The 18,485-nt window shown below is 60.8% G+C and carries 13 protein-coding genes; 10 read left to right on the forward strand and 3 right to left on the reverse strand.

Annotated elements, in window-relative coordinates; all coding sequences use genetic code 11:
• The first annotated feature begins 130 nt into the window (after window positions 1–130).
• Window positions 131–1,951, forward strand: coding sequence for a translational GTPase TypA (gene typA / locus AC4IHP_RS09915; protein WP_016772102.1), 1,821 nt, complete (start codon window positions 131–133; stop codon window positions 1,949–1,951).
• Between the two features lie 215 nt (window positions 1,952–2,166).
• Here typA and AC4IHP_RS09920 read toward each other — a convergent pair whose 3' ends face one another.
• The gene (locus tag AC4IHP_RS09920; protein ID WP_460123081.1) at window positions 2,167–2,604 is read right to left on the reverse strand and encodes a YkgJ family cysteine cluster protein; all 438 of its coding nucleotides are present in this window, start codon (window positions 2,602–2,604) and stop codon (window positions 2,167–2,169) included.
• Window positions 2,605–2,863: 259 nt separating this feature from the next.
• On the opposite strand from AC4IHP_RS09920, the gene AC4IHP_RS09925 reads away from it, so the two are divergent.
• The 5 genes from AC4IHP_RS09925 (at window position 2,864) to AC4IHP_RS09945 (ending at window position 12,336) form a co-directional block, all read left to right on the forward strand.
• On the forward strand, window positions 2,864–5,314 hold the full coding sequence (locus AC4IHP_RS09925; RefSeq protein ID WP_366300833.1) for a glycogen/starch/alpha-glucan phosphorylase: 2,451 nt from the start codon (window positions 2,864–2,866) through the stop codon (window positions 5,312–5,314).
• Between the two features lie 169 nt (window positions 5,315–5,483).
• Window positions 5,484–9,065 carry a DUF2339 domain-containing protein gene (locus AC4IHP_RS09930; protein WP_490831590.1) on the forward strand — a complete coding sequence of 1,194 codons (3,582 nt, stop codon included), beginning with the start codon at window positions 5,484–5,486 and terminating at the stop codon, window positions 9,063–9,065.
• Window positions 9,062–10,426 carry a DUF3999 domain-containing protein gene (locus tag AC4IHP_RS09935; protein WP_490831591.1) on the forward strand — a complete coding sequence of 455 codons (1,365 nt, stop codon included), beginning with the start codon at window positions 9,062–9,064 and terminating at the stop codon, window positions 10,424–10,426. The genes AC4IHP_RS09930 and AC4IHP_RS09935 overlap by 4 nt, the downstream gene beginning before the upstream one ends.
• 293 nt (window positions 10,427–10,719) lie before the next feature.
• Window positions 10,720–11,730: a class 1 fructose-bisphosphatase gene (locus AC4IHP_RS09940; protein WP_039756611.1), complete on the forward strand. Its 1,011-nt coding sequence runs from the start codon at window positions 10,720–10,722 to the stop codon at window positions 11,728–11,730.
• A 3-nt stretch (window positions 11,731–11,733) separates the two neighbouring features.
• Window positions 11,734–12,336: a DUF924 family protein gene (locus AC4IHP_RS09945; RefSeq protein ID WP_460123091.1), complete on the forward strand. Its 603-nt coding sequence runs from the start codon at window positions 11,734–11,736 to the stop codon at window positions 12,334–12,336.
• A 107-nt stretch (window positions 12,337–12,443) separates the two neighbouring features.
• Here the strand turns inward: AC4IHP_RS09945 and AC4IHP_RS09950 are convergent, their stop codons facing one another.
• Window positions 12,444–14,336, reverse strand: coding sequence for a methyl-accepting chemotaxis protein (locus AC4IHP_RS09950; protein WP_490831592.1), 1,893 nt, complete (start codon window positions 14,334–14,336; stop codon window positions 12,444–12,446).
• A gap of 281 nt (window positions 14,337–14,617) precedes the next feature.
• Between AC4IHP_RS09950 and AC4IHP_RS09955 the strand changes: the two genes are divergently transcribed.
• Both AC4IHP_RS09955 and AC4IHP_RS09960 read left to right on the forward strand, forming a co-directional pair.
• A complete protein-coding gene (locus AC4IHP_RS09955; RefSeq protein WP_016772095.1) occupies window positions 14,618–14,872 on the forward strand; it encodes a hypothetical protein in 255 nt (84 codons plus the stop codon).
• 29 nt (window positions 14,873–14,901) lie between these two features.
• Window positions 14,902–15,471 carry a lipocalin family protein gene (locus AC4IHP_RS09960; RefSeq protein WP_460123097.1) on the forward strand — a complete coding sequence of 190 codons (570 nt, stop codon included), beginning with the start codon at window positions 14,902–14,904 and terminating at the stop codon, window positions 15,469–15,471.
• A gap of 121 nt (window positions 15,472–15,592) precedes the next feature.
• Here the strand turns inward: AC4IHP_RS09960 and AC4IHP_RS09965 are convergent, their stop codons facing one another.
• Complete coding sequence (locus AC4IHP_RS09965; RefSeq protein WP_490831593.1) at window positions 15,593–16,957, reverse strand: formimidoylglutamate deiminase; 1,365 nt, start codon at window positions 16,955–16,957, stop codon at window positions 15,593–15,595.
• 146 nt (window positions 16,958–17,103) lie between these two features.
• Between AC4IHP_RS09965 and hutC the strand changes: the two genes are divergently transcribed.
• Window positions 17,104–17,814 (forward strand): histidine utilization transcriptional repressor HutC, encoded by a 711-nt coding sequence (gene hutC, locus AC4IHP_RS09970; protein ID WP_162803449.1) that lies wholly within the window; start codon window positions 17,104–17,106, stop codon window positions 17,812–17,814.
• Complete coding sequence (locus tag AC4IHP_RS09975) at window positions 17,811–18,383, forward strand: HutD/Ves family protein (RefSeq protein ID WP_490831594.1); 573 nt, start codon at window positions 17,811–17,813, stop codon at window positions 18,381–18,383. The genes hutC and AC4IHP_RS09975 overlap by 4 nt, the downstream gene beginning before the upstream one ends.
• Window positions 18,384–18,485: the final 102 nt, after the last annotated feature.

The raw sequence follows: 18,485 nt of genomic DNA on the forward strand, positions 1-18,485 counted from the left end.
GCTGTTTGCCTGTGGCCTGCGTCACCGGCCCCCCGACACCGCCGTCAAGCTGTAACGGCCATGCCGGACACTACTGCTAATCGCTGCCATGACTTGTCAGCAAACCGAATCCTCTGATCGAGATACACAAGTGATCGAAAATCTACGCAACATCGCCATCATTGCCCACGTTGACCACGGTAAAACCACCCTGGTAGACAAACTCCTGCGTCAATCCGGCACCCTGGAGCGCAACGAGCTCAACGACGAGCGCGTGATGGACTCCAACGACCAGGAAAAAGAGCGCGGTATTACCATTCTGGCGAAGAACACCGCCATCAACTGGAACGGCTACCACATCAACATCGTGGACACCCCGGGCCACGCCGACTTCGGCGGCGAAGTTGAACGCGTAATGTCGATGGTCGACTCCGTTCTGCTGCTGGTTGACGCTCAAGACGGCCCTATGCCGCAAACCCGTTTCGTGACCAAGAAGGCTTTCGAAGCCGGCCTGCGTCCAATCGTGGTCATCAACAAGGTTGACCGTCCAGGCGCGCGTCCGGACTGGGTTCTGGACCAGATCTTCGACCTGTTCGACAACCTCGGTGCGACCGAAGAACAACTGGACTTCCAGGTTGTTTACGCTTCGGCCCTGAACGGTATTGCCGGTCTGGACCACACCGCCATGGCGGAAGACATGACTCCGCTGTACCAGGCAGTAGTCGACCACGTTCCGCCTCCGGCCGTTGACCGTGACGGTCCGTTCCAGATGCAGATCTCCGCTCTGGACTACAACAGCTTCCTGGGTGTTATCGGTGTTGGCCGTATCGCTCGTGGTCGCGTCAAGCCGAACACCCCGGTTGTCGCTATCAGCGCCGACGGCAAGCGCCGCAACGGTCGTATCCTGAAGCTGATGGGTCACCACGGTCTGCACCGCATTGACGTTGACGAAGCAGCAGCCGGCGACATCGTCTGCATCAGCGGCTTCGACGAGCTGTTCATCTCCGACACCCTGTGCGATATCAACACCGTCGAGGCGATGAAGCCGCTGACCGTTGACGAGCCAACCGTTTCCATGACCTTCCAGGTAAACGACTCGCCATTCTGCGGTAAAGAAGGCAAGTTCGTGACCTCCCGTAACATCAAGGATCGTCTGGACAAAGAGCTGCTGTACAACGTTGCACTGCGCGTTGAAGAAGGCGACTCGGCTGACAAGTTCAAGGTGTCCGGCCGTGGTGAGCTGCACCTCTCGGTACTGATCGAAACCATGCGTCGCGAAGGCTTCGAGCTGGCCCTGGGCCGTCCTGAAGTGATCATCCGTGAAGTTGACGGCGTGAAGCAGGAACCGTTCGAAAACGTAACCATCGACATCCCTGAAGAATCGCAGGGCAAGGTCATGGAAGAGATGGGTCTGCGTAAGGGCGACCTGAGCAACATGGTGCCGGATGGCAAGGGCCGTGTTCGTCTGGAATACAACATCCCTGCTCGCGGTCTGATCGGTTTCCGTAACCAGTTCCTGACCCTGACCAACGGTGCTGGCATCCTGACCTCGATCTTCGACCGTTACGCTCCAGTGAAGTCGGGCCACATGTCCGGCCGTCAGAACGGCGTTCTGGTTTCGGTTGAAACCGGCAAGGCTCTGACCTACTCGCTGGAAACCCTGCAGGCTCGTGGCAAGCTGTTCGTAGAACACGGCCAGGAGATCTACAACGGTCAGATCGTTGGTCAGAACAGCCGCGACAACGACCTGGGTGTCAACCCAACCAAAGGCAAGAAGCTCGACAACATGCGTGCTTCGGGTAAAGACGAAACCATCGCTCTGGTCCCACCTGTTCGCTTCACCCTGGAACAGGCTCTGGAATACATCCAGGAAGACGAGCTGTGCGAAGTTACGCCTAAGTCGATCCGTCTTCGCAAGAAGATCCTCGACGAAAGCGAGCGTACCCGCGCTGCCAAGAAAGCCAAGGCGTAATTCAGCCCTGGAATAGAAAACGCCCCCGGTCGCGAGACCGGGGGCGTTTTTGTTTGTCTGGCGTTTATGCAGTGTATGCGTTGGCCCTTTCGCGAGCAGGCTCGCTCCCACAGGGGATTTCGGGTGCACACAAAATCCGTGTTCACTGATCTCTATTGTGGGAGCGAGCCTGCTCGCGAAAGCGGCCGATCAGCCGCCGAAAACTTCACCAGCGATCAAAATTTGTCGATGGCCCGGAAATGCTGCACCCGCTCGACTTCTTTCGGCTTGTACGCGCAATACCCCGGGCGTGGCCCGATCTTGGGGTGGTTGCGGCAGGTGTCCGGGCGCTTGTCATAAATGGTGCACAGGCGCGTTTTACGATCCAGGTAATAGCAGTCGTTGTTGCTCATGCGCTGCAGGGTAAAGATCCCAGACTTCTGATTGAAGCGTTCGACCAGACCTTCCTTTTGCAGGCGCTTGGCGATGTTCTTCGGCGGATCGCCCAGTTCGAACTCGTCGACCACACCGATGCGCACCAGATCCTTGATCTTCACTTCGACCGGCAGCGTGCAGCAGCTGGACATGCAAGAGCCGCACATCGGCGCCGAGTATTTGGCCCACGTATCGAGACGATCAATCTCGGCGGCGGCGATCAGGTTGGGCTTCATCATCGGGAGTTACCAGGCGTGTATGCATCAGGGCGCGCGATCATACCGGGAGCGGTGGATTTTTGAACAACCTTTCGCCGGATATTTTCACAGCCGCCGCATTTTGCCCGACAGGACGGCACGGCCCCTGCATTCATTGGCTCATCCGCCAAGGTTATGTCGGACTGGCGCACAGTCCGCGCAAATACTGCCGAACCAGAGCCGTTACCGCCGGTCAGACCGTCTAGGCTCAGAAAATTCCCGCTCGCTCGAGGTCCTGTTGATGACTCAAGAACCACTAGTTCGCGAAGCAGAGGTGGCCGCGTTCCGCGACGCCGTCCTGACCAAACTCACCTACGCCGTGGGCAAAGACCCCGATCACGCCTTCGACCATGACTGGTTTGAAGCCATTGCCCTGGCTGCGCGTGATCACATGGTCGAACACTGGATGGACCACACCCGACAGATCTATCGCAAAGGCCAGAAGCGGGTTTATTACCTCTCGCTGGAGTTTCTCATCGGCCGTTTGCTCTACGACAGCCTGAGCAACCTGGGCCTGCTCGACGTCGCCCGTGAAGCGCTGACCGAACTGGGCGTCGATCTGGAGCGTATCCGCCTGCTGGAGCCCGACGCGGCCTTGGGCAACGGCGGCCTCGGTCGTCTCGCGGCGTGCTTCATGGAAAGCATGTCGACCCTCGGCATCGCCGGCCATGGCTATGGCATTCGTTATGAGCACGGCTTGTTCCGTCAGGCGATCGTCGATGGCTGGCAACAGGAACAGACCGAACACTGGCTGGATTTCGGCAACCCGTGGGAATTCGAACGGCCGGAGGTGGTGTACCCGATCGGCTTCGGCGGCAGCGTCGAAACCGTCACCGATGCCTCGGGCAAGACTCGTCAGGTCTGGTCGCCGGCCGAAACCGTGCGCGCGATTGCCTACGACACGCCGGTAGTCGGCTGGCGCGGGGCGAGCGTCAATACCTTGCGTCTGTGGCGTGCCCGCGCCATGGAAGACCTGCACCTGGAGCGCTTCAACGCCGGTGACCACCTGGGCGCCGTGGCGGAAGTGGCCCGCGCCGAAAGTATCTCCCGCGTCCTCTACCCGGCAGACAGCACCGAAGCCGGGCAAGAGCTGCGTCTGCGCCAGGAATACTTCTTCGTCGCCGCTTCGCTGCAGGATCTGCTGCGCCGTCACCGCAACATGCACACCTCGGTGCTGACCCTGGGTGACCACGCGGCGATCCAGCTCAATGACACTCACCCGTCAATCGCGGTGGCCGAACTGATGCGCCAACTCGTCGATGTCTACGACGTCGCATGGGACGCGGCGTGGCAAGTCACCGTCGACACGCTGTCGTACACCAACCACACGCTGCTGCCGGAAGCGCTGGAAACCTGGCCGGTCGGGCTGATGGAGCGCATGCTGCCACGGCACATGCAGATCATCTATCTGATCAACGCGCAGCACATCGATTCGCTGCGAGCCAAGGGCATTCACGACTTCGACGTATTGCGCGCGGTGTCGCTGATCGAAGAAGACAACGGTCGCCGGGTGCGCATGGGCAACCTTGCGTTTCTCGGTTCGCACAGCGTCAACGGTGTGTCGGGTCTGCATACACAGTTGATGCGCAAGACCGTATTTGCCGAACTGCACAAGCTCTACCCGGAGCGGATCAACAACAAAACCAACGGCATCACTTTCCGCCGCTGGCTGTATCAGGCCAACCCTGAACTGACCTCGATGCTGATCGACGCTCTCGGCCCGGACGTGCTCGATCATCCCGAAGAGCGTCTGCTCGAACTCGAACCGTTCGCCGAGAAAACCGCGTTCCGCAAAGCCTTCGCCGAGCAGCGTCTGCACAGCAAGAAGGCGCTGGCCTATCTGATTCACGAGCGCCTCGGGATCGCGGTCAACCCGGCGGCGATGTTCGACGTGCAGGTCAAACGTATCCACGAATACAAGCGTCAGTTGCTCAACCTGATGCACACCGTGGCGTTGTACCAAGCGATTCGTGCCGAGCCGGAAGTCGACTGGGTGCCACGGGTGAAGATCTTCGCCGGTAAAGCGGCGGCGAGTTATCACCAGGCCAAGCTGATCATCAAGCTGACCAACGACATCGCTCGGGTGGTGAACAACGACCCAACCGTGCGCGGCCTGCTGAAAGTGGTGTTCCTGCCCAATTACAACGTCAGCCTGGCTGAAAGCATCATCCCGGCGGCGGACTTGTCCGAGCAGATTTCCACCGCCGGTTTCGAGGCGTCAGGCACCAGTAACATGAAGTTCGGCCTCAACGGCGCGCTGACCATCGGTACCCTTGACGGTGCCAACGTAGAAATGTGCGAGCGCATCGGTGCCGAGCACATGTTCATTTTCGGCCTCAGCGCGCAACAGGTTGAAGCGCGCAAACAGAACCATGAATTCAGCGCCGTACCCGACATCGCCGCCTCGCATCGTTTGAACGATGTGCTGCAAGCGATTCGCAGCGGTGTGTTCTCGCCGGACGACACCTCGCGTTACACCGGCCTGATCGACTCGTTGATCGACTATGACCGCTTCCTGGTCTGCGCCGACTTCGACTCCTACTGGGAAGCGCAGAAGCGTGTCGATGCGCATTGGCATGACTCGCAGAACTGGTGGCGTTCGGCGGTGCTCAACACCTCGCGAATGGGCTGGTTCTCCTCGGACCGGACGATTCGCGAGTACGCCACGGATATCTGGAAAGCGCTGGAGTAACTTTCCACTCGGCTCGATATAATCGCGCGCCGGAAAAGATCGCAGCCTTCGGCAGCTCCTACACAGGTGTTCGCATAAACCTTTGTAGGAGCTGCCGCAGGCTGCGATCTTTTTGCGACAGGCTGCGCTAATCTTCCCGGATTGGCCTTTGCGCTCAGGGATATCGACCATGCAATGGATGTTCATGTTGATCGGGCTGGTGCTCGGTGGACTGCTCGACGAGTCGTTCAGTGGCGCGCTGTTGGGTGCGCTGCTGGGGCTGGTCATCGGCCAGATGCTGCGCATCGCGCGTCTTGGCTCGCAGGCGGCGGAGCAACAGCGCCAACTGGAGCAGGTGCGTGAAGCCTTGCAAGGAGTGGCTCAGCGCTTGTTCGTGCTGGAGGGGTCGCCCTCGCATGCGCCACCACCGCCACCTGAAGTCGAGCCGGTCGCCGCACCCGTCGACGTGGCTGAGCAGGCTGCCCCGACCCCTGAGCTGATCTGGGAACTGCCGCCCGACCTCGAACCCATCTCCGCCGTCGCCCGCGAAACCAGTCAACCCCTGCCGGCCAATGTCTGGCGCGCCGAACCGGCTCTTGTTGCACCCGCACAAAAACCTGCCGAACCCCGAGGCCCGAACCTGATCGAACGCGGCATCAGCGCTGCGCGCAATTGGCTGTTTGGCGGCAACACTGTTCTGCGCGTCGGTGTAGTACTGCTGTTCTTCGGCCTGGCATTTTTGCTGCGTTACGCCACCGAAGGCATGGTGGTGCCGATCGAGTTGCGTTACGCCGGCGTTGCGGCAGCAGCGTTGGCCTTGCTGGCGCTGGGCTGGTGGCTGCGCCGACGCAACAGCAACTATGCATTGATGCTGCAAGGCACCGGGATCGCAGTGCTGTACCTGACGGTGTTCGCGGCGATGCGTCTGCATCCGTTGCTTGATCCATCCGCCGCACTCGGCCTGCTGGTGGCCGTCACGGTGTTCTCGGCAATTCTGGCGATCACCCAGGACGCGCTGGGGTTGGCGGCAGCGGCGGCACTCGGCGGTTTCGCCGCGCCGATTCTCACCTCTACCGGCGAGGGAAATCATGTAGCGCTGTTCAGCTATTTCGCTCTGCTCAACGCGGGCATTCTTGCTATCGCCTGGTTCAAGGCCTGGCGCCTGCTCAACCTCATCGGCTTCGTCGGCACCTTCGGTATCGGGTTCGCCTGGGGCCTGCGTTCGTACACGCCGGAACTGCTGTGGAGCACCGAGCCGTTCCTGATTTTGTTTTTCCTCATGTACCTCGCCATCGGCCTGCTCTTCGCCCGACGCAAATTGCGCGACCTGCAGGATGCTCCGGCGGACGCTGACCGTGAGGCGCTGCTGCAATGGTCGGCCCGCAAGGGCGATTACGTCGACGGCACCATGCTGTTCGGCCCGCCGATCATTGGCTTCGGTTTGCAGTTTGCTTTGGTCCAGCATCTCGAATTTGCGGCGGCGTTCAGTGCCTTGGCGCTGGGCATGATCTATATGGCGCTGGCTAGAGTTTTGATGGGCGGGCGCGCGATGCTGCTGGGGGAAACCTGCCTGGCGCTGGGGGTGATTTTTGCCAGCCTGGCGATTCCGCTGGGGCTCGATGCGCGCTGGACTTCTGCGGCGTGGGCCGTTGAAGGCGCAGGGATTTTCTGGCTTGGTTTACGTCAGCATCGGCCGTTCGCCCGGGCTTTTGCCTTGTTGTTGCAACTGGGTTCGGCGCTGGCGTTTCTCAGCCAATTGCAGCCCGGCGAGAGCAGCCTGCTCGACGGCGCACCGCTGGGCGCGCTGATGCTCGGCGCCGCGCTGCTGTTCAGTTTCCTTCAACTGCGCAAGGCTACGCCTGAGCAGACATCGCCGTGGGAACGCCAGGGGCTTCCAGTGCTGGCATGTCTGGGCCTGACTTTCCTGTATCTGCTGGCACCGTTGTTCCTGTTCATCCAGGGCACGGCGATCAGTTGGGCCTTGGCCGGGTTGGCGACCTTGTTGGTTGGCTTGCGAATTCAATCGCGCACATTCCTGTTTACCGCGTTCGCCGTGCAGTTGCTGGGCGGCGCGTTGTTCCTGTTGCGCCTGCAAAGTGCCGACGAAGACGCGGCGGCGGTGTTCAGCGCCGGTTGGAGCGGTTTGCTCAGTGCGTCGCTGATCGGGCTGGCCTTGATCGGCGGCATGCTGCTCGCGGCTCGCGATGAGATGGTGCGCGCGGATGTGCGTTTGCTGCGTGGCTTATCGGTGATCTTGCTGGCCGGGCTGGTGCTGATCAATCTGGCGGTGCTGTTCGTGCTGCCGTGGCAAACCGCGAGTGCAGTGTGGGCGGCCAGCGGTTTGCTGATCATTTGGCTGAGCCTGTACCTGCAACAGCGTCTGAGTTTCGTTTTCGGTCTGCTGTTGCAGGTGATCGGCGGCGCAGCGTTTCTGCTCGCCGGCCCCGAATGGCTCGGGCCGCTGTCCAGTGAAGGGCTGACACCGTTTGCCCACGGTGGCTTCTGGACGCCGCTGGTGCTGGGGCTGGCCGCGCTGATCGGTGCGTGGCGCTTGCAACTGGGCAACCATGCCAGTGCTTTTGATGCCTTGAGTTTGCAGCGCTTGTCGCAAGTGCTGCTGGTCTGGGGCGCTGGTTGGTGGACGCTGGCGTGGGTCAGCGAAATCCTGCGTTTCGCCTCGCCGGACCTGCAAGGCACGTTGTTGCTGCTGGTCGCTGCGATCAGTGGGGCGCTGTGGACGGTGTTGTCGTTGCGCCTGAGATGGCCGGCGCTGGGTTTGCTCTGCACTTTGCTGATTCCGGCGGCGGCGCTGGTCTTGCTCGGAGCGTGGCATGCACGCTATCACCCGGCTGCCGACTTCGGCTGGCTGGCGTGGCCGGCGCTGTTCGCGGTGCACTTCTTCAGCCTGCGCCGCTTGGCGTCGATGTTGCCGGCGCGCGCATTGAGCGTGGCCCATGTGCTCGGTTGCTCGCTGCTGATTGGCGTGCTGGCGCTGGAGTTGCGTTACGGCCTGCTGCTGTTGTCCGAGCAGTACAATGCCTGGCGCTGGCTGGGCTGGGCGATTCTGCCGAGCCTCTATCTGTTGCTGATGGCTGCTCCACGTACGTGGCCGTGGCCGGTGGCCGCGTTTGCCCGCGAGTACCGCTTGTATGCGGCGGCACCGCTGGCGGTGCTGATGCTGGCGTGGTTCTGGCTGGCCAATGGCGTAAGCGATGGCAATGCCGAACCGTTGCCTTACGTGCCGCTGCTTAATCCTTTGGAGTTGGGTCTGCTGTTTGCGCTGTTCGGCGTTTATGTCTGGTCGCGCAGCGCGGTTGCTCAGTTGTCGATCCGCCAGGACTACGCCGACCACGCCACGCAACTGATTGCCGGTGTGTCGCTGTTTGCCTTCTGCACCGCACTGGTCACCCGCGCGGCGCATCACTGGGCCGGCATTCCGTTCGAGCTCGATCAACTGCTCGCGTCGATGCTGGTGCAGGCCGGCCTGTCCATCGTCTGGACGTTGATGGCGCTGGGGCTGATGATCGGCGGCCATCTGCGCCATCGCCGCGAAGTGTGGCTGATCGGCGCGGCGCTGATTGCGCTGGTGGTGGCCAAACTGATTTTTGTCGAACTGAGCAACCGTGGCGGTCTCGCCCGGATCGTCTCGTTTATCGGCGTCGGTGTGTTGCTGCTGGTGGTCGGCTACTTTGCGCCGCTGCCACCGAAACGCGTTGAGGCTGAACCGGCGGCGGACAAACCCGCGCCGGAAACCGAAGGAGTTGCATCTTGAGTCGCATGCTGAATCTGGGGTGGTTGGCGCTGGGCGTGGTGATGGTCGCTGGCGCTCAGGAAAAACCGGCGGACTTCGCCACGCAAGTGCCGTTGACGGTGAGCGGCAACGGCCCGTGGTATCGCCTCGACCTGCCGCTGAGCGCGCAATTGCAGGCGCGCCAGACCGATCTCAGCGATTTGCGTGTGTTCAACGCCGCCGGCGAAGCGCAGGCCTACGCCTTGGCTCGCGAATCGGCACAGACCCGCGACGACGGCAAGCTGCACGAAGTGAAGTGGTTCCCGCTGTACAACGCCGCCGACGCCAGCGAGCGCGCGCCGAATGTACGCGTGCAGTCGACCTCCAATGGCACCCTGGTCGAAGTGCAGCCGTCCTCGCAACTGGAAGCGGGCGAAGAAGTGCTGCGCGGCTGGCTGCTCGATGCCAGTGCGATCAAGGCGCCGTTGCAACAGTTGATCCTCGACTGGACCAGCGAGCGCGACGGATTCCAGCGTTTCAGCATCGAGGCCAGCGACGATCTGCAGCACTGGCAGTCATGGGGCGAGGGCCAGGTGGCACGCTTGACCTTTTCCGATGAGCGCATCGAACAGCACGAAGTGAGCCTGCCGGGGCAGACCGCGCGTTATGTGCGCCTGTTGTGGGAGTCGCCGGGGTCGGCGCCCGTCCTGACGTCGGCGCAATTGAAAAGCAGCGACCCGCGCAACCTGCCGCTGCCTTTGGTCTGGTCGCCAAGCGTGGCCGGCAGCAGCACCAAGTCCGGGGAATACACCTGGCAGTTGCCCATGGGTCTGAATGTCGAGCGGGTGCAGGTTGAGCTGAAACAGCCGAACAGTCTGGCGCCGGTCACGTTGGCTGGGCGACGTGAAAGCAACTTGCCGTGGCAGCCACTGAGCAGCGGTTTGCTCTATCGCCTGACCCAGAACAATCAGGATGTGGTGCAGAACGAAATCCCGCTGTCCGGGCAGACCGTGCAGCAACTCAAGCTGACCGTGGATGAGCGCGGCGGCGGGTTGGGTGAGCAGGCGCCGGACCTGAAATATGCGGTGCGCGCCACGCAGGTGATCTTCCTCGCCCGGGGCGACGGGCCGTACAGCCTGGCCTTGGGCAATGCCACGGTGAAAACGGCGAACCTGCCGCTGGCAACGTTGATTCCGGATTTCAAGCCAGAGAAGCTGGCGAGCCTCGGCAAGGCGACGGTGCAGGGCGAAGCGCTGGCCACGCAGACCTCGACGGCGACGACGGCGGCGGTGGCCGGGACGAACTGGAAGAAGTTCGGCTTGTGGGCGGTGTTGCTGCTCAGTGTGGTGTTTCTCGCAGCCATGGCGTTCAGCCTGTTGCGCAAGCCGCCTGCCAATACCTGAGCATGGCCGGCGCTGCGCGCCATTCGCGAGCAGGCTCGCTCCCACAGTTGAAATGCATTCCATTGTGGGAGCGAGCCTGCTCGCGAAAGCGCCCGGGCAGACACTGAAAATCCTCAACCGGTCATGCTGAACCGAACTACGCTCAATCCGACACCTGAACTCTCCACCGACAATCACGTCTCATACAGGCAAATACACCCAGGCGCACGTTAGCCGGCGTCTTCGCTCGCTAGGTTTTCAGACTCCCTGTAAACTGCGCGGGTTTTCCGCCCCCCATTCCACCGGAGCCGTCCATGTCCCGCGTTACCTTGAGTCGCTATTTGATTGAGCAGACCCGCAGCAACAACACTCCTGCCGATCTGCGCTTTTTGATCGAAGTGGTGGCGCGTGCCTGCAAGGAGATCAGCCACGCCGTATCCAAAGGCGCCCTGGGTGGTGTTCTGGGCAGCATGGGCACCGAGAACGTGCAAGGCGAAGTGCAGAAGAAGCTCGACGTGCTGTCGAACGAAATCCTCCTCGAAGCCAACGAATGGGGCGGTCACCTGGCCGGCATGGCGTCCGAAGAAATGGACAACGCCTACCAGATCCCCGGTAAATACCCGAAAGGCGCATACCTGCTGGTATTCGACCCACTGGACGGCTCGTCGAACATCGACATCAACGCCCCGGTCGGCACGATCTTCTCGGTACTGCGTTGCCCGAACGAATACCTGAGCCAGAACGAGCCGCTGAACGAAAAAGCGTTCCTGCAGCCAGGCACCCAACAGGTTGCCGCCGGTTACGCGATCTACGGCCCGCAAACCATGCTGGTACTGACCTTGGGCGATGGCGTCAAAGGTTTTACCCTGGACCGCGAAATGGGCAGCTTCGTCCTGACTCACGAAGACATCACCATTCCGGAGACCACTCAGGAATTCGCCATCAACATGTCCAACCAGCGCCACTGGGAAGCCCCGGTACAGCGCTATGTCGGCGAGCTGCTGGCCGGTGAAGAAGGCCCGTTGAAGAAAAACTACAACATGCGTTGGGTCGCGGCGATGGTTGCCGACGTACACCGCATTCTGACCCGTGGCGGTCTGTTCATGTATCCGCGCGACAGCCGTGAGCCGTCGAAACCGGGCAAGCTGCGCCTGATGTACGAAGCCAACCCGATGTCGTTCCTCGTCGAACAGGCCGGCGGCGCGTCCACCGATGGTCACCAGCGCATTCTCGACATTCAGCCCGAAGGCCTGCACCAGCGCGTTGCCGTGTTCCTTGGTTCGAAAGAAGAAGTCGCTCGCGCCACGGCCTACCACAAGGAATAAACCATGCACGCGCCCTGGCAGCCGTTGCTCGACTGGTGGTTCGGACACGCCGAATCAGCCAACGCAGTAGCGGCCGAAAAGGGCAAGTTGTGGTTCGGTAAGCGAAACAGCCAAGACCTCGAAGCGCAGACGCGTTTCGGGGTCTTTGTCGATCAGGCGCTGGCCGGTGAATTGACCGAGTGGACGCAATGTCCCGAAGGTTGGCTGGCGGTGGTGCTGTTGCTCGATCAACTGCCGCGCATGATCTATCGCGACACTCCCAAAGCCTTTTCCGGTGATCTGCGTGCGCAGAAGCTTGTCGCGCAAGGCATTGCAGCGGATTTCGATCGGCAGTTGAAACCGATTCAGCGGGTATTCATTTATCTGGTATTCGAACACTGCGAAAACCTCGCAGTGCAGAACGAAGCCGTTTCCAGATTTATTGGGTTGGTGGCTGAACAGCCAGAGTCGGAGCGGGCGGTGTTTGCCGACAATCTGGATTATGCCGAGCGGCATCAGAACGTGATTGCGCGGTTTGGAAGGTTTCCGCATCGCAATGCGGTGTTGGGGCGGGAGTCTACGTCTGAGGAATTGGAGTTCCTGTCCAGGCCCGGCTCAAGATTCTGAATCTTCAGTGCGGCTCATGCCGCTTTCGCGAGCAGGCTCGCTCCCACAATTGAAATGCATTCCACTGTGGGAGCGAGCCTGCTCGCGAAGAGGCCTGAGGCCGCAGCTTAAATCCTGAAGCTGCCGACGAGATGCTTCAACCGTGCCGCCTGCTGCTCAAGGTCCGAACACGCGCGCAACGTCGCCTGCAAGTTTTCCACACCCTCCTGATTCAGCGTGTTGATCTCGTTGATATCAACGTTGATTGACTCGACCACGGCGGTCTGCTCTTCGGTCGCGGTGGCTACCGACTGGTTCATGCCGTCGATTTCGCCGATGCGCTGGGTCACGCTGCCCAGACGCTCGCCGGCCTGGTTGGCGATGCCGACGCTGCTTTCGCTCTCGCGCTGGCTCTCGGTCATGATGGTCACCGCCTGGCGTGCGCCGACCTGCAACTCTTCGATCATCTTCTGCACTTGCTGCGCCGAATCCTGGGTGCGGTGCGCGAGGTTGCGCACCTCGTCGGCGACCACGGCGAAACCGCGTCCGGCTTCACCGGCGCGTGCAGCCTCGATGGCGGCGTTGAGCGCGAGCAGGTTGGTCTGCTGGGAAATGCTGGTGATCACCTCGAGAATCTGGCCGATGTTCACCGTGTTGCTGTTCAGCGTTTCGATGTTGCCGCAGGAGTCGCTGATTTTTGCCGACAGTTGCTGCATGGCCTGAATGGTTTTATCCACGACCTGCTGGCCATCGACCGCCAGGTTGCGCGCGTCACTGGAATGTTGCGAGGCGAGGGCGGCGTTCTGGGCGATTTCCTGGGCGGCGGCACCAAGCTGATTGATCGCAGCGGCGACGCTGTTGGTGCGGCTGGCTTGCTGGTCGGAGTTGTACATCGACGAGTTCGAGGCAGCGACCACACGCAGGGCGACTTCGTTGACCTGGCCGGTGGCCGAGGATACTTCGCGGATCGACGTATGAATGCGCTCGACGAAGCGGTTGAACGAAGTGCCCAGCGCGCCGAATTCATCGTTGCCGTGAATCACCAGGCGCTTGGTCAGGTCGCCTTCGCCTTCAGCGATGTCATGCATCGCGCGGCCCATGGTCAGCAGCGGTTGCATCAGCACGCGAATCAGCATGCCGAGCAGGCCGATGATGATTAGTACGGCGATGACCATGGCGATCAGTGCCGAGGTGCGGAATTCGCTGAGCATCGAGAACGCGGTGTCTTTGTCGAGGACCAGCGCCACGTACCAGTCAGCCGAAGGCACGCCGTTGACGCGAGTAAAGGAAATCAACTGGGTCTTGCCGCCGAACTCGACTTCTTTCAGGCCCGGACTGACTTGAGGCGCGCCGTTCGGATAGGCCTCGGCCAGCGTTTTGAGCACCAGTTTGCTGTCCGGGTGGATGAGGATCTTGCCTTCGGCGCTGACGATGAACGCATGACCGTGGCCGCCGAAGTTCAGCGAGTTGATGATCGCGCTGACGCTGGTCAGATCAATGTCGGCACCGGCGACGCCGAGCATCTGGCCCTGACGTTGTACCGGGGTGGCGACGGTGATCACCAGTTTGCCCGACGAGGCGGCGATGTACGGTTCGGTGACGATGGTCTGTTGTGCGCTGTTGGCCGCTTTGTACCAGCCGCGCGCGCGTGGATCGTAGTCCGGCGCACGGTTGCCGGCAGGCACCGAGAACATCACGCCGTCAGCGCCACCGAAATAGCTGAGCTGGAAATTGCCGGTGTAGGCGGGCAGGTCGATGATGCGCTTCAGGCTGGCGGGCGCGTTGCCATCGACTGTGACCTGCTGCGACAGCGATTGCAGCAATTGAATGCGGCTTTCCAGCCAGGTCTGGATGTTGCTGGTGGTCAGGCTGCCCAGCTCCTGCATGGTCGCTTCGGTGCTGCTGCTCAAAGCCTGACGCTGGCGATAGTCGTTGAAGAAGATGAAACAGGCGAACGCAACGGCCACCACAAGGGCAGCAGCCAACAGGATTTTGTGGCTGAATTTCATGTTTCTGGTCATCGAATGAACTACCGCGAAGGGGCTGGTCAAGAAAGGGCGGCAATTTGCCATATTCGGCAGCGTTGCGCTGCTCTTATTTCGACCGCGCCGCGCCAAAGATTAGGCGCTTGTGGGGAAAGTCGACGAAATGCTCGACAGCTTCACAAAGTTTCTGATTTATCGGCAAAAGTCAGACAGGCGGGCTGATAAATAGGCAATTGAGCACGGAACCAGATGACACTTTTCTCTTCTAAGCTTCTGGTTGGCACCATGCCATCCCCCCTCGTTCCAGGAGTTTCACCATGTCGCTGCGATCTATCGCCCTGCTGTCGTTTTGCGTGCTGTTGGCCGCATGCAGCAAGGTCAATCAGGAAAACTACTCCAAGCTCTCGGCCGGCATGGCCAAGTCCGAAGTGGAAACCCTCCTCGGCAAGCCCACCGATTGCTCGGGCGCGCTCGGTATGTCCAGCTGCACCTGGGGCGACAAGAACAGCTTTATCAGCGTGCAATACGCCGGTGACAAAGTGCTGATGTTTTCCGGCCAAGGCCTGAAGTAAACCGGGGCTTCGCGCCCACGGAGAAAAAAATGAAGCGGTTATTGCTGATCCTTTTTGCTGGCCTGGTACTGGCTGGCTGCGCCACTTCCGGCGTCGACCCGTTGGCGCCGAAGACCGTCAACAGCGTCAATCTCAAGCGTTATCAGGGAACCTGGTATGAACTGGCACGTTTGCCGATGTTCTTTCAGCGCCACTGCGCGCAATCCGAAGCCCACTACACCCTCAAGCCTGACGGTAACGTCGGCGTGCTCAACCGTTGCCTGACCCCGGAGTGGCAGTGGGAAGAAGCCAAAGGCACGGCTTATCCACAAGTGCCAGGCAAGACCGACAAGCTCTGGGTCGAATTCGATAACTGGTTCTCGCGCCTGGTGCCGGGTGTGGCGAAGGGCGAGTACTGGGTGTTGTACGTCAGCGACGATTACAAGACCGCCATCGTCGGCGATCCGAGTCGCAAGTACATGTGGCTGTTGTCACGCACGCCAACCGTTAACGGTGTAGTGCGTGAAGAATTGCTGAGCAAGGCGCGTCAGCAGGGTTACGACACCACACGCCTGATCTGGCGCGCGTCGGATCGGCAGATGGCCAAGACCTCCAATTAAGCCTCGATACAAATCAACTGTGGGAGCGAGCCTGCTCGCGAAGAGGGTGTGTCAGTCGATATGAATGTTGACTGATACACCGCGTTCGCGAGCAGGCTCGCTCCCACAGTTTGGTTTTGGGTCAGCCCAGGAGATCGCGCAGGACCTGGGTGAATGCGCGAGCGCTGTGCTCTTCGCCGGCATGCCGTCCATCGCGCACCACCCACTGACCATTGACCAGCACATCGCGCACCTGTCGATCACCGCCAGCAAACAACCAGCGATTGAGAATCCCGTCCCCCGAAGCCGTCGCCAGATACGGATCGCTACCGTCCAGAACAATCCAGTCCGCGCGCTTGCCCACTTCCAGCGCACCAATCGGTTGCCCCAATGCCTGGGCGCCGCCATCCAGTGCCGCGTCATACAGCGTGCGGCCGACCATCGGTTGGTCCGCACCGTACAAGCGATTGCGCCGCTGATCACGCAGGCGCTGGCCATATTCCAGCCAGCGCAATTCTTCCACTACGCTCAGCGAGACATGGCTGTCGGAGCCGATGCCCATGCGCCCGCCTTGGGCGAGAAAATCTACTGCCGGGAAAATCCCGTCACCCAGATTCGCTTCAGTGGTCAGACACAGCCCCGCGATTGCGCGACTGTTGGCCATCCGCGTGACTTCTTCCGGGTTGGCGTGGGTGGCGTGGACCAGGCACCAGCGCTGATCGACTTCAGCGTTCTCGTACAGCCATTGCAACGGACGACGACCGCTCCAGCTCAGGCAATCGTCGACTTCTTTCTGCTGCTCGGCGATATGGATGTGCACCGGGCATTGTTTGTCGCTGGCCGCCAACACTTCGCTGATTTGCTGCGGCGTCACCGCACGCAACGAGTGGAAACACAGACCCAGCGACTGCGCCTTCTGCCGCGCCAGTAGTGGCTGCAACCGCGCTTGCAGATTCAGGTAATTCTCGGTGCCGTTGATAAACCGACGCTGGCCATCGTTGGGCGTCTGGCCACCGAAACCGGAATGACTGTAAAGCACCGGCAGCAGGGTCAGACCGATTCCGCTTTCGCTGGCAGCCTGGCTGATGCACAAGGCCAGTTCGGCCGGATCGGCGTACGGCTGGCCGTTGCTGTCGTGGTGCACGTAGTGAAATTCGGCGACCGAGGTATAACCGGCCTTGAGCATTTCGATGTACAGCTGGCGAGCGATAACGCCGAGCTGATCGGGGCTGATTTTTCCGACGAGGCGATACATCAGATCGCGCCAGGTCCAGAAACTGTCGTTGGGGTTGCCGGCCACTTCGGCCAATCCAGCCATGGCGCGCTGGAAGGCGTGAGAGTGCAGATTGGGCATTCCCGGCAGCAACGGCCCGCGCAGCCGTTCGGCGCCGTCTGCGCTGGAATCGGCCTGGATCCGGGTCAACAGGCCATCGGCGCTGACCTCGAGACGTACATTATTGGCCCATCCGTTAGGCAGCAGTGCGCATTCGGCAAAGAAGGCGGACATCGTTCGGCACCCCATCGTGTGTTATTTGTATATACATATACAGACGTTTGCCTGCCCGGTAAACTCCGGCAAGCTAGTCACTTTCATCCAATGAACAGGGATCAACCGTGCCGACTCCGCCTCCAGTTTCTCCGTTGGCCGCGAACATGGGCGACAGTCCGGCGCCTTTGTACGCCCGCGTCAAACAGATGATCACCCAGCAGATCGACAGCGGTAACTGGCCGCCGCACTACCGCGTGCCGTCCGAAAGCGAACTGGTCAGCCAGCTCGGCTTCAGCCGCATGACCATCAACCGCGCCCTGCGCGAGATGACCGCCGACGGCTTGTTGGTGCGCATGCAAGGCGTCGGCACATTTGTCGCCGAGCCGAAGAGCCAGTCAGCGCTGTTCGAAGTACACAACATCGCCGATGAAATCGCCTCGCGCGGCCATCGCCACACTTGCCAGGTCATCACCCTCGAAGAAGAGGCCGCCGGCTCCGAGCGCGCGCTGGCGCTGGACATGCGCGAAGGCCAGAAAGTCTTCCACTCGCTGATCGTGCATTACGAAAACGACATCCCCGTGCAAATCGAAGACCGTTTCGTCAACGCACTGGTAGCCCCGGAATACCTCAAGCAGGATTTCACCCTGCAAACACCCTATGCCTATCTCAACCAGGTCGCGCCGCTGACCGAAGGCGAGCACGTGGTCGAAGCGATTCTTGCCGAGCCGTCGGAATGCAAGTTACTGCAGATCGAAAAGGGCGAGCCATGTCTGTTGATCCGTCGCCGCACGTGGTCGGGACGTCAGCCGGTGACCGCTGCGCGTTTGATCCATCCGGGGTCGCGCCATCGTCTGGAAGGGCGCTTTCATAAATGAATTATCAAGTGAAAATTTTACGCGCCGAAGGCTACCCGCGCATGCCGTGGAAAAATGGCGGCGGCAGCACCGAGGAAATTACCCGTGATGCGGGCGCAGGCCTGGACGGTTTTGGCTGGCGCCTATCGATTGCCGACATCGCTGAATCGGGCGCTTTCTCGACATTCGCCGGTTTCCAGCGGGTCATCACCGTGTTGCAGGGCGACGGCATGACCCTGTGCGTCGACGGTGACGATTCCCGCCCACTGTTACCGCTCGACCCGTATGCGTTCAGCGGCGAAAGTCAGGTGTCCTGCACCTTGCTCGGCGGTGCAATTCGCGATTTCAATCTGATCTACGCGCCGCAGCGTTACAGCGCGCGGTTGCAGTGGCTGGACGGTGAGCAGCGGTTTTTCAGCTCGGCATCGACGTTGCTGGTGTTCAGTGTCAGTGAGTTGCTGGAAGTCCGGATCGGTGACAGTGTTTCGCAGTTGGGGCGACATGATTGCCTGCAACTGGACGGTAACAGCGGTCTGGCCGAAGTCTCCACCAATGCGGGTTGCTGCGTCATTGAACTGACTGGACGCTGATTCAGAAATCTTAAAAGATCGCAGCCTTCGGCAGCTCCTACAGGGTGTACATCAAACCCAGTGTAGGAGCTGCCGAAGGCTGCGATTTTTTGCTTTTGGGGT

The sequence above is a fragment of the Pseudomonas sp. UF-293 genome, assembly GCF_058245595.1.

Bases quoted from the DNA above. Each gene is read 5' to 3' on its own strand.
- AC4IHP_RS09950 (WP_490831592.1), bottom strand. From the start codon at position 14,336: ATGACCAGAAACATGAAATTCAGCCACAAAATCCTGTTGGCTGCTGCC.
- AC4IHP_RS09975 (WP_490831594.1), top strand. From the start codon at position 17,811: ATGAATTATCAAGTGAAAATTTTACGCGCCGAAGGCTACCCGCGCATG.
- AC4IHP_RS09945 (WP_460123091.1), top strand. From the start codon at position 11,734: ATGCACGCGCCCTGGCAGCCGTTGCTCGACTGGTGGTTCGGACACGCC.
- AC4IHP_RS09940 (WP_039756611.1), top strand. From the start codon at position 10,720: ATGTCCCGCGTTACCTTGAGTCGCTATTTGATTGAGCAGACCCGCAGC.
- AC4IHP_RS09955 (WP_016772095.1), top strand. From the start codon at position 14,618: ATGTCGCTGCGATCTATCGCCCTGCTGTCGTTTTGCGTGCTGTTGGCC.
- hutC (WP_162803449.1), top strand. From the start codon at position 17,104: ATGGGCGACAGTCCGGCGCCTTTGTACGCCCGCGTCAAACAGATGATC.
- AC4IHP_RS09920 (WP_460123081.1), bottom strand. From the start codon at position 2,604: ATGATGAAGCCCAACCTGATCGCCGCCGCCGAGATTGATCGTCTCGAT.
- AC4IHP_RS09965 (WP_490831593.1), bottom strand. From the start codon at position 16,957: ATGTCCGCCTTCTTTGCCGAATGCGCACTGCTGCCTAACGGATGGGCC.
- AC4IHP_RS09960 (WP_460123097.1), top strand. From the start codon at position 14,902: ATGAAGCGGTTATTGCTGATCCTTTTTGCTGGCCTGGTACTGGCTGGC.
- AC4IHP_RS09925 (WP_366300833.1), top strand. From the start codon at position 2,864: ATGACTCAAGAACCACTAGTTCGCGAAGCAGAGGTGGCCGCGTTCCGC.
- AC4IHP_RS09930 (WP_490831590.1), top strand. From the start codon at position 5,484: ATGCAATGGATGTTCATGTTGATCGGGCTGGTGCTCGGTGGACTGCTC.